This is a genomic window from Mycolicibacterium stellerae (genome assembly GCF_003719305.1).
GTDB lineage: Bacteria > Actinomycetota > Actinomycetes > Mycobacteriales > Mycobacteriaceae > Mycobacterium > Mycobacterium stellerae.
This window is the reverse complement of the sequence record NZ_RARC01000036.1, coordinates 1-12,823: the sequence shown is the minus strand read 5'-3', so window position 1 is coordinate 12,823 and position 12,823 is coordinate 1. Positions and strand designations below refer to the sequence as shown.

The 12,823-nt window shown below is 64.3% G+C and carries 14 protein-coding genes; 13 read left to right on the top strand and 1 reads right to left on the bottom strand.

Annotated elements, in window-relative coordinates; genetic code table 11:
• The first annotated feature begins 3 nt into the window (after positions 1-3).
• The 12 genes from D6M19_RS29255 (at position 4) to D6M19_RS29200 (ending at position 10,558) form a co-directional block, all read left to right on the top strand.
• The gene (locus D6M19_RS29255; RefSeq protein ID WP_123028793.1) at positions 4-663 is read left to right on the top strand and encodes an L-threonylcarbamoyladenylate synthase; all 660 of its coding nucleotides are present in this window, start codon (positions 4-6) and stop codon (positions 661-663) included.
• A gap of 44 nt (positions 664-707) precedes the next feature.
• Entirely contained in the window at positions 708-1,910 is a 1,203-nt protein-coding gene (locus D6M19_RS29250) for a glycosyltransferase family 4 protein (protein ID WP_234835109.1), read from the top strand.
• A 237-nt stretch (positions 1,911-2,147) separates the two neighbouring features.
• Positions 2,148-2,594: an ATP synthase subunit I gene (locus D6M19_RS29245; RefSeq protein WP_123028792.1), complete on the top strand. Its 447-nt coding sequence runs from the start codon at positions 2,148-2,150 to the stop codon at positions 2,592-2,594.
• Positions 2,591-3,355, top strand: coding sequence for a F0F1 ATP synthase subunit A (gene atpB / locus D6M19_RS29240; protein WP_123028791.1), 765 nt, complete (start codon positions 2,591-2,593; stop codon positions 3,353-3,355). The genes D6M19_RS29245 and atpB overlap by 4 nt, the downstream gene beginning before the upstream one ends.
• A 63-nt stretch (positions 3,356-3,418) precedes the next feature.
• Positions 3,419-3,664, top strand: a complete 246-nt coding sequence (locus D6M19_RS29235; RefSeq protein WP_011561261.1) for a F0F1 ATP synthase subunit C — start codon at positions 3,419-3,421, stop codon at positions 3,662-3,664.
• Positions 3,665-3,672: 8 nt separating this feature from the next.
• Positions 3,673-4,191 (top strand): F0F1 ATP synthase subunit B, encoded by a 519-nt coding sequence (locus D6M19_RS29230; protein ID WP_123028790.1) that lies wholly within the window; start codon positions 3,673-3,675, stop codon positions 4,189-4,191.
• A 6-nt stretch (positions 4,192-4,197) separates the two neighbouring features.
• The gene (locus D6M19_RS29225; protein ID WP_123028789.1) at positions 4,198-5,529 is read left to right on the top strand and encodes a F0F1 ATP synthase subunit B/delta; all 1,332 of its coding nucleotides are present in this window, start codon (positions 4,198-4,200) and stop codon (positions 5,527-5,529) included.
• A 46-nt stretch (positions 5,530-5,575) separates the two neighbouring features.
• Positions 5,576-7,222 carry a F0F1 ATP synthase subunit alpha gene (atpA, locus tag D6M19_RS29220; protein ID WP_123028788.1) on the top strand — a complete coding sequence of 549 codons (1,647 nt, stop codon included), beginning with the start codon at positions 5,576-5,578 and terminating at the stop codon, positions 7,220-7,222.
• 13 nt (positions 7,223-7,235) lie between these two features.
• Positions 7,236-8,162, top strand: coding sequence for a F0F1 ATP synthase subunit gamma (locus D6M19_RS29215; protein WP_123028787.1), 927 nt, complete (start codon positions 7,236-7,238; stop codon positions 8,160-8,162).
• A 22-nt stretch (positions 8,163-8,184) separates the two neighbouring features.
• Positions 8,185-9,735 (top strand): F0F1 ATP synthase subunit beta, encoded by a 1,551-nt coding sequence (gene atpD / locus D6M19_RS29210; RefSeq protein WP_123028786.1) that lies wholly within the window; start codon positions 8,185-8,187, stop codon positions 9,733-9,735.
• Positions 9,736-9,737: 2 nt separating this feature from the next.
• Entirely contained in the window at positions 9,738-10,103 is a 366-nt protein-coding gene (locus D6M19_RS29205) for a F0F1 ATP synthase subunit epsilon (protein WP_123028785.1), read from the top strand.
• An 8-nt stretch (positions 10,104-10,111) separates the two neighbouring features.
• The gene (locus D6M19_RS29200) at positions 10,112-10,558 is read left to right on the top strand and encodes a DUF2550 domain-containing protein (RefSeq protein ID WP_164478754.1); all 447 of its coding nucleotides are present in this window, start codon (positions 10,112-10,114) and stop codon (positions 10,556-10,558) included.
• Between the two features lie 99 nt (positions 10,559-10,657).
• On the opposite strand, the gene D6M19_RS29195 is transcribed toward D6M19_RS29200, so the two are convergent.
• A complete protein-coding gene (locus tag D6M19_RS29195; protein WP_123028784.1) occupies positions 10,658-11,224 on the bottom strand; it encodes a cob(I)yrinic acid a,c-diamide adenosyltransferase in 567 nt (188 codons plus the stop codon).
• A 70-nt stretch (positions 11,225-11,294) separates the two neighbouring features.
• Between D6M19_RS29195 and murA the strand changes: the two genes are divergently transcribed.
• Positions 11,295-12,548, top strand: a complete 1,254-nt coding sequence (murA, locus tag D6M19_RS29190; RefSeq protein ID WP_123028783.1) for a UDP-N-acetylglucosamine 1-carboxyvinyltransferase — start codon at positions 11,295-11,297, stop codon at positions 12,546-12,548.
• Positions 12,549-12,823 lie beyond the last annotated feature (275 nt).

Sequence of the window (12,823 nt, the reverse complement as noted above, 5' to 3'; positions counted from 1 at the left end):
ACCATGGCCGAACTGTTCGACTGCTCCGACGCCGATGCGCGCGCGACCGGAATCGCTTCGGCCGTCAGCGCGGTCAAGGGCGGGCGGCTGGTCGTGCTGCCCACCGACACCGTCTACGGGGTCGGCGCCGACGCCTTCGACAGCACGGCGGTGGCCGCGCTGCTCTCAGCGAAGGGGCGCGGCCGCAACATGCCCGTGCCCGTCCTTGTCGGGTCTTGGCACACGATCGAGGGCCTGGTGTACGCCGTGCCGGATGCCGCGCGCGAGCTCATTCGTGCGTTCTGGCCCGGCGCGTTGAGCCTCGTCGTCCAGCAGGCACCGTCGCTGCAATGGGATCTCGGTGATGCCGCGGGCACCGTGATGCTGCGGATGCCGTTGCATCCGGTCGCGATCGAAGTGCTGCGCGAAGTCGGTCCGATGGCGGTGTCGAGCGCGAACATCTCCGGGCGGCCCGCGGCGATCAGCGCGCAAGATGCCCGCGACCAACTCGGCGATCTCGTCGCGGTCTACCTCGATGGCGGACCGTCCGAACAGCAGGCGGCCTCCACGATCGTCGACCTCACCGGAGAACAACCCCGCGTCCTCCGACCGGGGCCGGTGACTGCCGACGCGATCGCGGAAGTACTTGGTGTCGACGCCGATAGCCTCGCGCCCGTGACCTGACGCGCAACCCGGCACTCTCAAGTTCGTCAAGTACGGTTCATCCAGTGGTGGGCGAAGTGCATGTCGTGGCCAGTGGGCTGCTTGCGCTCTCCGATCGAGGCGCGGGCGTCCCGCTGCGCGAGCTGGCGCTTGTCGGATTCACCGCGGCGATCATCACCTACTTCGCGACGGGCGCGGTCCGCGTGCTGGCCACTCGGGTCGGCGCCGTGGCCTATCCCAGAGAACGTGACGTGCACCTGAAGCCGACGCCGCGAATGGGCGGCCTTGCGATGTACATCGGCGTGCTGGCCGCGGTGTTGCTCGCCTCGCAGCTGCCCGCACTGACCCGCGGCTTCGTCTACTCCTCGGGCCTGCCCGCCACCGTCGTTGCAGGCGGGCTGATCATGGCAATCGGCCTGATCGACGACAAGTGGGGCCTTGATGCGCTGACGAAGTTCGCAGGCCAGATCACCGCGGCAAGTGTGCTCGTCACGATGGGCGTGGCTTGGAGCGTGCTGTACATCCCGTTCGGCGGCGTCGGCACCATCGTGCTCGACCAGGTGTCGTCGATCCTGCTGACGCTGGCGCTGACGGTCGCGATCGTCAACGCGATGAACTTCGTCGACGGCCTCGACGGCCTGGCCGCGGGCCTGGGTCTGATCACCGCGCTGGCCATCACGATGTTCTCCATCGGACTGCTGCGCGACCACGGCGGCGACGTGTTGTTCTACCCGCCCGCGGTGATCTCGGTAGTGCTGGCGGGCGCCTGTCTGGGCTTCCTGCCGCACAACTTCCACCGCGCGCGAATATTCATGGGAGACTCCGGCTCGATGCTGATCGGGCTGATGCTCGGCGCGGCGTCCACGACGGCGGCCGGACCGATTTCGCAGAGCGCGTATGGCGCGCGCGACGTGTTCGCTCTGCTGTCGCCGTTCCTGTTGGTGGTAGCGGTCATGTTCGTGCCTGCACTGGACATGTTGCTGGCCATCGTCCGGCGGACCCGCGCCGGCCGCAGCCCGTTCAGCCCAGACAAGATGCATCTGCACCACCGACTTCTGCAGATCGGCCATTCCCACCGGAGGGTGGTGCTGCTGATCTACCTGTGGGTGGGCATCGTCGCGTTGGGCGCGGCGAGCACGATCTTCTTCGACCCCCGCTACACCGGCGGGGTGATGCTGGCGGCGATTCTTGTGGCGATCGTCGTGACGTTGATTCCGCTCCTGAGACGACGCGAAGAGACCTATGGCGGGTTGTACGACGAAAAGTAGTAGAAGCTGATTTCTGGCTGCTTGCTGTGTGGTACGGTGCTGGTAGAACCCGAAAAACCTCGCGGGTTGCCGGCCCCCGCGCCGCCCGGCTCATCGCCGATCGGCACGGAAAAACGACCGACAAAGGGAGCTACCCCTTGGGTGATTCCAGCGCGTCCCGCGCACTCCGATACGCTCGGTGCGCCACGCACAGAATCAATGGGATAGCCCTCGTGACTGCGGGATTGAGGTGACGCCGTGACGACGCCAGCGCAAGACGCGCCGTTGGTGTTTCCGTCCGTTGCTTTCCGGCCATTACGGCTGCTCGCCGTGTGCGTCGGATTCGCCGGCCTTGTGACGCTGGCGGCGGCTCTGCTGGGCTATCCCATGGTCGGAGTTTTCTTCGGCATCGGCCTCGGACTCGGTTTGCTCAACGCGATTCTGGTGCAGCGCTCGGTGGAGTCGATCACCGCTGCAGACCATCCGCTGAAGCGCAAGATGGCGGTCAATTCCGCTACCCGGTTGCTGGCGATGACGGTGATCGGGCTGACGATCGCGTTCGTCTTCCGCCCGCAGGGCCTCGGCGTGGTGTTCGGCATGGCTCTTTTCCAAGTATTGCTTGTGATTTCCACGGCGCTGCCCGTCATGAAGAAGCTGCGGGCCGGTGCCGGTGATGGACTCGAAGGGGAGGCAGGAGAGCAGTGACCGAGACGATCCTTGCCGCTGAATCCGGCATTCAGGTCGGCCACCACACGGAGGCCAACTGGTTCGGGCTCACGGTGAACACCGACACGGTGCTGGCGACCGCGATCGCCGCGGTGATCGTGCTCGGGCTCGCATTCTTCTTGCGCGCCAAGGTGACTTCGACCGGCGTGCCCAACGGTGTACAGCTGTTCTGGGAGGCGATCACGGTTCAGCTGCGCAACCAGATCGAGGCAGCGATCGGCATGAAGATCGCGCCGTTCGTGCTTCCACTTGCCGTAACGCTGTTCGTGTTCATCCTCGTCGCCAACTGGCTCTCGGTGCTGCCGGTGCAGTACACAACCAGCGACGGCGCGATCCACGAACTGCTCAAGCCGCCTGCGTCCGACATCAACTTCGTGCTGGCGCTGGCTCTGTTCGTGTTCATCTGCTACCACGCGGCAGGCATCTGGCGGCGCGGTCCACTCGGCCATCCGATCGCGCTGCTCAAGGGCCACGTCGCGCTGATGGCGCCGATCAACCTCGTCGAGGAGATCGCAAAGCCGATCTCGTTGTCGCTCCGACTTTTCGGCAACATCTTCGCAGGCGGCATCCTGGTCGCACTGATCGCACTGTTCCCGCCGTGGATCATGTGGGCCCCCAACGCGATCTGGAAGAGCTTCGACTTGTTCGTCGGTGCCATCCAAGCGTTCATCTTCGCGCTGTTGACGATCCTGTACTTCAGCCAGTCAATGGAACTCCACGATGAAGAACACCATGACTAGTACCGACACCATGCTCGACCCACGTCCTGGTAGGACACCTACCAGTTATCAAGGAGGATAAGAATGGATCCCACTATCGCTGCTGGCGCGCTCATTGGCGGTGGACTGATCATGGCCGGTGGTGCAATCGGCGCCGGTATCGGTGACGGCATCGCGGGTAACGCGTTGATCGCCGGCATCGCACGCCAGCCAGAAGCCCAGGGCCGACTGTTCACTCCGTTCTTCATCACGGTCGGTCTGGTTGAGGCGGCGTACTTCATCAACCTGGCGTTCATGGCGCTGTTCGTGTTCGCCACCCCGGTTGCCTAATTCGCGTCATGGGTGACGTCAACGTAAGGATCCTCGCGGCCGAAGAAGGCGGGCAGAGTAACTTCCTGATCCCGAACGGCACGTTCTTCTTCGTGTTGCTGATCTTCTTGATCGTGCTCGGCGTGATCGCCAAGTGGGTCGTGCCGCCCATCTCGAAGGTGCTGCGCGAACGCGAAGCGATGGTGCAGAAGACAAACGAGGACAACCGGCACGCCGCGCAGCTTCGGGCAGCCGCAGACGCCGACTACCTGAAGGTGATGGGTACGGCACGCCGTGAGGCGACCAATGTCCGCGAGCAAGCCCGCGCTGACGGCCGCAAGATCGTCGACGAGGCGAAGGCCCGCGCCAACGCCGAAGTTTCGTCTGTGCTCCAGCAGGCGACCGAGGAGCTGACGGAGCAATCGCGTGCGGTGACGGCAGATCTCCAGACCTCGGTCGAGGCGCTGGCGTCGCAGCTCGCGAGCCGCGTTCTCGGTGTCGAAGTAACGAGCCGCACGGTGCCGGCGGCAACAGGACAGGGGCGGTAGCGGTCAATGTCGACCTTCATCGGACAGCTCATCGGATTCGCGGTCATCGTGTTCCTACTCTGGAAATACGTGGTGCCGCCGGTCCGCACCATGATGAAGAACCAACAGGAGACCGTACGCACGCAGCTCGCCGACCACGCCGACGCGGAGAAGAAGGTCGCCGACGCCGACAAGGAGCATGCCAAGGCGCTGGAAGAGGCCAAGGCCGAGGCGGCGAAGGTGATCGAGGAGGCCCGCCACGACGCCGAGAAGATCGCAGAGCAGTTGCGCGCCCACGCCGATTCTGAGCTCGAACGCATCAAAACCCAAGGTGGGCAACAGGTTCAGCTGTTGCGCCAGCAGCTCATCCGTGAGCTTCGGCAGAGTCTCGGCGCCGAGTCCGTGCATCGCGCAGGCGATATGGTGCGCGACTTCGTTTCCGATCCGGGGGAGCAAGCCGGGACGGTTGGCCGCTTCCTCGACGAGTTGGATGAAATGGCGCCGTCGAGCACGGTCTTCCAGGACGCCGCCACAGCGAAGCTGCGCGCCGCAAGTCGCGCATCAGTGGCGACAGTCGTCGAACAGTTCGACGGAGTCGCCGCCGACCTCGACGCCGACGGCCTGACCAAGTTGTCCGACGATCTGGCCTCGACGGTGAAACTGCTGCGCCGCGAGCCGGTTCTGGGCAGGCATCTCGCGGACCCCTCCGCGGATTCCGTCGCCAGAGTCCACCTGGTTGAGCGACTGCTGTCAGGCAAGGTCTCCGATTCCGCGCTCGACATACTCAAGACCGCTGTGTCGCAGCGCTGGTCGTCCTCCTCGGACTTGACGCGCGGAGTCCAACACATCGCCAGGCTTGCCTTAGTGGTGCGCGCCGAAAGCGACGGCCAGATCGAGGACGTGGAGGACCAGCTGTTCAGGTTCAGTCGCATCCTCGACTCCGAGCCAAGGCTGATCACGCTGCTCAGCGAGTACACCTCCCCGCTGGACGGCCGAATCAGCCTGTTGAACAACGTGCTTGCGCGCAGGGCAAGCAAGAACACCGCAGATCTGCTCCGCCAGACGATCGAACTGCTGCACGGCGAGCGCGCTGATGACGCCGTCCGCGAATTGGCGAATCTGGCGGTGTCCCGACGTGGCGAGGTCGTCGCACACGTGAGTGCCGCAACCGAGCTCAGCGACGCTCAAAGTAACCGACTGATCGAGTTGCTCACCCGCATCTACGGTCATCCGGTATCGCTTCAGCTGGACATCGACCCGGCGCTGCTCGGCGGCCTCAAGATCGCCGTGGGCGACGAGGTGATCGACGGAACGCTGGCGTCAAAGCTGGCGTCCGCCGAAACCCACTTGCCCGAATGACCCCGAAAACACCAGACCCACACACGAAGTAGGAAGACGAAAAGCCATGGCAGAGTTGACGATCTCAGCGGACGAGATCCAGAGCGCCGTCGAGGAGTACGTCGCCGGTTTCGAAGCCGAAACCGAGCGTGAGGAAATCGGCACTGTCATCGACGCCGGCGACGGCATCGCGCACGTCGAAGGCCTCCCGTCGGTGATGACGCAGGAACTGCTGGAGTTCCCTGGCGGTGTGCTCGGTGTCGCGCTCAACCTCGACGAGCACGACATCGGCGCGGTGATTCTCGGCGACTTCGAGAAGATCGAGCAGGGCCAGCAGGTCAAGCGCACCGGCGAGGTGCTGTCGGTACCCGTCGGCGACGCCTTCCTCGGACGCGTGGTCAACCCGCTGGGTCAGCCGATCGACGGCCGCGGTGACGTGGAAAACACCGAGCGACGCGCCCTGGAACTGCAGGCGCCGTCGGTGGTGCAGCGCCAAGGCGTCAGTGAGCCGTTGCAGACAGGCATCAAGGCGATCGACTCGCAGACCCCCATCGGTCGCGGCCAGCGCCAGCTAATCATCGGCGACCGCAAGACCGGCAAGACCGCGGTGTGCGTGGACACGATCCTCAATCAGCGCCAGAACTGGGAGACTGGCGATCCCGATCAGCAGGTCCGCTGCGTGTACGTGGCGATCGGCCAGAAGGGCACCACGATCGCGAGCGTGCGGCAGACCCTCGAAGAGGGTGGCGCGATGGAATACACCACCATCGTCGCTTCACCGGCGTCCGACTCCGCCGGCTTCAAATGGCTTGCGCCGTACACGGGTTCGTCCATTGCGCAGCACTGGATGTACGACGGCAAGCACGTGCTGATCGTGTTCGACGACCTGACCAAGCAGGCGGAGGCTTATCGCGCCATCTCGCTGCTGCTGCGCCGCCCGCCGGGCCGCGAGGCGTACCCGGGTGACGTCTTCTATCTGCACTCCCGGCTGCTGGAACGCTGCGCCAAGCTGTCCGACGAGCTCGGCGGCGGCTCGCTGACCGGTCTGCCGATCATCGAGACCAAGGCCAACGACATCTCGGCCTACATCCCGACCAACGTCATCTCGATCACCGACGGCCAGTGCTTCCTGGAGACCGACCTGTTCAACCAGGGTGTGCGGCCTGCGATCAACGTCGGCGTTTCGGTGTCGCGTGTCGGCGGTGCCGCTCAGATCAAGGCCATGAAAGAGGTTGCCGGCTCACTGCGACTGGATCTCTCGCAGTACCGCGAGCTCGAGTCGTTCGCGGCGTTCGCATCTGACCTCGACGAAACATCGAAGAAACAGCTCGATCGCGGCGCCCGGCTGGTCGAGTTGCTCAAGCAGCCGCAGAACAGCCCGATGCCCGTCGAGGAACAGGTCGTCGCGATCTTCCTTGGTACCAGGGGCCACCTCGATACGGTGCCGGTTGAGGATGTTCAGAAGTTCGAGCGGGAGTTCCTCGAGCACGTGAAGGGCTCGCACGAAGACATCCTCAAAGAGATTCGGGAGAGCAAGAAGCTCTCCGAGGAGCTCGAAGAGAAGCTCGAGAAAGTGGTGAACGATTTCAAGAAGGGATTCGACACCACCGACGGCAGCTCGGTCGTTCCCGACGAGCATGCCGAAGCAATGGACGAAGCAGACGTCGAAAAAGAATCGGTGAAGGTCAAAAAGCCGAAGCCAAAGAAGAAGTAGGGCTGGACGAACCGTGGCAGCCACACTGCGCGAACTACGCGGCCGCATCCGCTCCGCCGGGTCGATCAAGAAGATCACCAAGGCTCAGGAGCTGATCGCGACCTCGCGTATCGCCAAGGCACAGGCCCGAGTCCAAGCGGCTCGGCCATACGACCGTGAGATCACCAACATGCTCACCGAACTCGCGAGCGCCAGCGCACTGGATCACCCGTTGCTGGTCGCACGAGAGAATCCCCGGCGGGCAGCCGTGCTGGTGGTGACGTCGGACCGTGGGTTGTGCGGCGCGTACAACGCCAACATATTCCGGCGGTCGGAGGAACTGTTCTCTCTGCTGCGTGAGGAGGGCAAGGAACCCGTCCTATACGTCGTGGGGCGAAAAGCCCTCGGTTACTACAGCTTCCGCAACTGGACTGTGACAGATTCGTGGACCGGCTTCTCCGAGCGGCCCACATACGAGAACGCGCAGGAGATCGCCTCGACATTGGTCGACGCCTTCACGGCAGGCATCGACGACGAGGGTGACGATCCCGGCGCTGACAACATCCTCGGCGTCGACGAACTGCACATCGTGTTCACCGAGTTCAAGTCCATGTTGTCGCAGTCGGCGATCGCCCGCCGGATCGCGCCGATGGTGGTCGAGTACAGCGACGAGGACACCGGTCCGCACACTCTGTTCTCCTTCGAACCGGACGCGGAAACCCTGTTCGGCAACCTACTGCCGCGGTATGTCGCCACCCGGATCTTCGCCTCCCTACTCGAGGCGGCGGCATCCGAGTCGGCATCCCGACGCCGGGCGATGAAGTCGGCGACAGACAATGCCGACGATCTCATCAAGGACCTGACCTTGATGGCCAACCGCGAACGGCAGTCCCAGATCACTCAGGAAATCAGCGAAATCGTCGGTGGCGCGAACGCGCTCGCGGACGCCGCCAAGAAGTAGCCCGTAGGAAGCGAAGAGACGAATGACTGCTGCTGTTGAGAAAAAAGAAAAGAAGACCGGCACCGATGCCGCGGGCCGCGTCGTGCGCGTCACCGGCCCCGTCGTCGACGTCGAGTTCCCGCGCGGTTCTGTGCCCGAGTTGTTCAACGCGCTGCACGCACAGATCGACTACAAGGACCTCGCGAAGACCCTGACGCTGGAGGTCGCCCAGCACCTCGGGGACAACCTCGTGCGCTGCATCTCCCTGCAGCCAACCGACGGCCTGGTGCGCGGCGAGGAAGTTATCGACACCGGTGCCTCCATTTCGGTACCCGTCGGCGACGGCGTCAAGGGTCACGTGTTCAACGCGCTCGGTGACTGCCTCGACGAGCCCGGTTACGGCAAGGACTTCGACAAGTGGTCGATCCACCGCAAGCCGCCGCCTTTCGATCAGCTGGAACCCCGCACGGAGATGTTGGAGACCGGGCTGAAGGTCGTCGACCTGCTCACGCCTTATGTCCGCGGCGGCAAGATCGCCCTGTTCGGCGGCGCCGGCGTCGGCAAGACCGTGTTGATCCAGGAGATGATCAACCGCATCGCGCGCAACTTCGGCGGTACGTCGGTGTTCGCCGGTGTGGGGGAGCGCACCCGTGAGGGCAACGACCTCTGGGTCGAGCTTGCCGACGCCGACGTGCTCAAGGACACCGCGCTGGTGTTCGGCCAGATGGACGAGCCGCCCGGCACCCGTATGCGGGTGGCGCTTTCGGCGTTGACGATGGCGGAGTACTTCCGCGACGAGCAGGAGCAGGACGTGCTTCTGTTCATCGACAACATCTTCCGGTTCACCCAGGCTGGCTCCGAGGTTTCCACGCTGCTGGGCCGCATGCCGTCGGCGGTGGGTTACCAGCCCACGCTGGCCGACGAGATGGGCGAGCTGCAGGAGCGCATCACGTCGACCCGCGGCCACTCCATCACCTCGATGCAGGCCGTGTACGTGCCCGCCGACGACTACACCGACCCGGCGCCGGCGACGACCTTCGCTCACCTGGACGCCACCACCGAGCTCAGCCGCGCCGTGTTCTCCAAGGGCATCTTCCCCGCGGTGGACCCGCTGGCGTCGTCCTCGACGATTCTGGACCCCAGCGTTGTCGGCGACGAGCACTACCGGGTCGCGCAGGAAGTCATCCGAATCCTGCAGCGCTACAAGGACCTTCAGGACATCATCGCGATTCTGGGTATCGACGAATTGGCCGAGGAGGACAAGCAGCTGGTGCAACGCGCCCGTCGCATCGAGCGCTTCCTGTCCCAGAACATGATGGCCGCCGAGCAGTTCACCGGCCAGCCCGGCTCGACGGTGCCGCTCAAGGAGACCATCGAGGCGTTCGACAAGCTCGCGAAGGGCGATTTCGACCATCTCCCGGAGCAGGCCTTCTTCCTGATCGGTGGCCTGGAAGATCTGCAGAAGAAAGCGGAAAGTCTGGGCGCCAAGATGGACGACAGCGCTAGCGACGGCGCCCCGGCTCAGTCGGATGAGTCCGAAGGCGACAAGAAGGATGACGACGCCAAGGACGATGGCGAAGACAAGAGCGAATAGAAATGGCTGAACTGGACGTCGACATTGTCGCGGTCGAACGCGAAATCTGGTCTGGGAAGGCCACGTTTCTGTTCACGCGTACCACGTCGGGAGAGATCGGCATCCTGCCCCACCACATTCCGTTGGTGGCGCAGCTCGTCGATGACGCCATGGTGCGGGTCGAGCGCGAGGGCGAGGACGATCTGCGCATCGCCGTCGACGGCGGTTTCATGTCGGTGACCGAGGGAGGCGTCATCGTGCTCGCCGAGTCCGCCGAACTGGAGTCGGAAATCGACGCGGACGCTGCCAAGCGCGACTCCGAGTCCGAGGACGAAGCGACCGCCGCCAGAGGCCGTGCGAGGCTGCGCGCCCTGGGCCAGATCGACTAGGGCGACTGATGAGCGCGTCCATGCTGATCATGGTCGCGCTGGTGGGCGTGCTGCTGCTCGTCGTCATCGCCCTGACTTACCGACTCTGGAAACTGCGGCAGGTCGGGGGTACCGCAGCTATCCTGCGCGACTTCCCGGCCGTCGGCGGCCAGGGGTGGCGACACGGCGTAATGCGTTACCGCGGTGGCGAAGCCGGCTTCTACCGACTGTCCAGCCTTCGGTGGTGGCCCGATCGCAGGTTGAGTCGTCGAGGCCTCGAGATCGTGTCGCGGAGGTCGCCTCGTGGCGACGAATTCGACATCATGACCGACCAGATCGTCATCCTCGAACTGCGTGACACCAGCCCAGAGCGCAAGCGCGGCTACGAGGTGGCGCTGGACCGCGGCGCACTGACCGCGTTCCAATCCTGGCTGGAGTCGCGACCGTCGTCGCGAGCACGGCGCAGGTCCGCATGAGGCGAAGCGGGACTGAATAAACGGTCTTCGCGCAAGCGCTCATCGCGCCATTGGTCTTCGCGCAAGCGCTCATCGCGCCATTGGTCTTCGCGCAAGCGCTCATCCGCCCGGTTGCCACAAAACGTCGCCGCCGGGATTGGCGACTCTGCCGAGAATGAACAGCAGATCGGAGAGCCGATTGAGGTACTTCGCGGGCAATACGCTGACGCTGTCGGGATGAGCCTCGATCGCCAGCCAAGCCGACCGCTCGGCTCGCCGCGCGACAGTCCTGGCGACATGCAGCAAGGCCGACAGCGGTGTACCGCCGGGCAGCACAAAAGAATTCAGTGCCGGAAGCGGCTCGTTGAACTCGTCGCACCACGCCTCCAGCCTGTCGATGTAGCTCTGACTGATTCGCAGTGGCGGATGCTCGGGCTTCTCGACGACCGGGGTAGACAGGTCGGCGCCGGCATCGAACAGGTCGTTCTGAATCTGCCGCAGCACCTTGAGCATGTGCTCGTCGGGGTGACCCAATGAGACGGCAACTCCGATGGCAGCGTTGGTTTCGTCACAGTCGGCGTACGCCGCGAGCCGCGCATCGTTCTTCGAAACCCGGCTGAAATCGCTCAACCCCGTGGTCCCGTCGTCACCGGTCCGGGTATATATCCGAGTCAGGTGTACAGCCATGGTCAAACGGTACCGGGCAGCCTGGCCGAGGATTCGGACACTGCCCCCGCCGCTGACTAAACTAACCGGCGTGAGCGAGCGATTCGTGGTGACCGGTGGAAACCGGTTGTCGGGCGAAGTTGCCGTCGGGGGAGCCAAGAACAGTGTGCTGAAGCTGATGGCGGCGACGCTGTTGGCCGAGGGCACCAGCACGATCACCAATTGCCCCGACATTCTGGACGTTCCGCTGATGGCGGAGGTGCTTCGCGGGCTGGGCGCCAACGTCGAACTGGATGGCGGCACGGTTCGCATCACATCGCCCGACGAACCCAAATACGACGCCGATTTCGCCGCGGTCAGGCAGTTCCGGGCCTCTGTGTGCGTGCTGGGCCCGTTGGTCGGGCGCTGCAAGCGGGCGAAGGTCGCGCTGCCCGGTGGCGACGCGATCGGGTCGCGGCCACTGGACATGCACCAGGCGGGTCTGCGACAGCTCGGTGCCCGCTGCAACATCGAGCACGGCTGCGTGGTCGCCGAAGCAGATCACCTGCGCGGCGCCGAGATTCAGCTCGAGTTTCCGTCGGTGGGTGCGACCGAGAACATCTTGATGGCGGCGGTGGTCGCCGAGGGTGTCACCACGATCCACAACGCCGCACGCGAACCGGACGTCGTGGACCTGTGCACGATGCTGAACCAGATGGGAGCTCAGATCGAGGGCGCGGGCTCGTCGACGATGACGATTACCGGTGTCGATCGGCTTCATCCCACGGAGCACCGGGTGATCGGCGACCGGATCGTTGCGTCCACGTGGGGCATTGCCGCGGCGATGACCCGAGGCGACATCTCGGTCACCGGTGTCGACCCGCAGCACCTCCAGTTGGTGCTGCACAAGCTGCACGACGCAGGGGCCACCGTCACGCAGACCGACGACGGCTTCCGTGTCGTGCAGTACGAACGGCCGAAGGCGATCAACGTCGCCACCCTGCCGTTTCCCGGGTTCCCGACCGACTTGCAGCCGATGGCCATCGCCTTGGCCTCGATCGCCGACGGCACCTCGATGATCACCGAGAACGTCTTCGAGGCGCGGTTCCGGTTCGTCGAGGAGATGATCCGGTTGGGGGCCGACGCCAGGACCGATGGCCATCACGCGGTGGTCAGGGGCCTTCCGCAGTTGTCCAGCGCCCCGGTGTGGTCCTCAGACATCCGGGCGGGGGCGGGCCTGGTGCTGGCCGGCCTGGTCGCCGACGGCGACACGGAGGTGCACGACGTCTTCCACATCGACCGGGGTTACCCGCTTTTCGTGGAGAACCTGGTCAGCCTGGGTGCCGAGATCGAACGCGTCGTGTAGGTCGGGTCAGTTTGTCGAACCCGGTTTGGGACTCCCGTCCGAGAAGGCGTAGTCTTACGTAAGAAGCCCACCGGCCCCGGTTTTCAATCGGCGGACGGGGTTTGACGTCTCTGACCGCGTGGAGTACAGTGGCAGGGTTGCCTGTTTTACGGGTGTGTTGTTTGAGAACTCAATAGTGTGTTTGGTGGTTTTTGTTTGTTGTTTTTGTTTTTGCCATGCTCTCTTTTTCCCGTTTAGGGGGTGTGGTTTGTTTTTGTGCCAGTTTTGACTGGTTG

Excerpts from the sequence above, each read along its gene's own strand:
- D6M19_RS29205 (WP_123028785.1), top strand. The coding sequence starts at position 9,738 with ATGGCTGAACTGGACGTCGACATTGTCGCGGTCGAACGCGAAATCTGG.
- D6M19_RS29200 (WP_164478754.1), top strand. The coding sequence starts at position 10,112 with ATGAGCGCGTCCATGCTGATCATGGTCGCGCTGGTGGGCGTGCTGCTG.
- D6M19_RS29255 (WP_123028793.1), top strand. The coding sequence starts at position 4 with ATGGCCGAACTGTTCGACTGCTCCGACGCCGATGCGCGCGCGACCGGA.
- D6M19_RS29230 (WP_123028790.1), top strand. The coding sequence starts at position 3,673 with ATGGGTGACGTCAACGTAAGGATCCTCGCGGCCGAAGAAGGCGGGCAG.
- D6M19_RS29225 (WP_123028789.1), top strand. The coding sequence starts at position 4,198 with ATGTCGACCTTCATCGGACAGCTCATCGGATTCGCGGTCATCGTGTTC.
- atpD (WP_123028786.1), top strand. The coding sequence starts at position 8,185 with ATGACTGCTGCTGTTGAGAAAAAAGAAAAGAAGACCGGCACCGATGCC.
- D6M19_RS29235 (WP_011561261.1), top strand. The coding sequence starts at position 3,419 with ATGGATCCCACTATCGCTGCTGGCGCGCTCATTGGCGGTGGACTGATC.
- D6M19_RS29195 (WP_123028784.1), bottom strand. The coding sequence starts at position 11,224 with ATGGCTGTACACCTGACTCGGATATATACCCGGACCGGTGACGACGGG.
- atpA (WP_123028788.1), top strand. The coding sequence starts at position 5,576 with ATGGCAGAGTTGACGATCTCAGCGGACGAGATCCAGAGCGCCGTCGAG.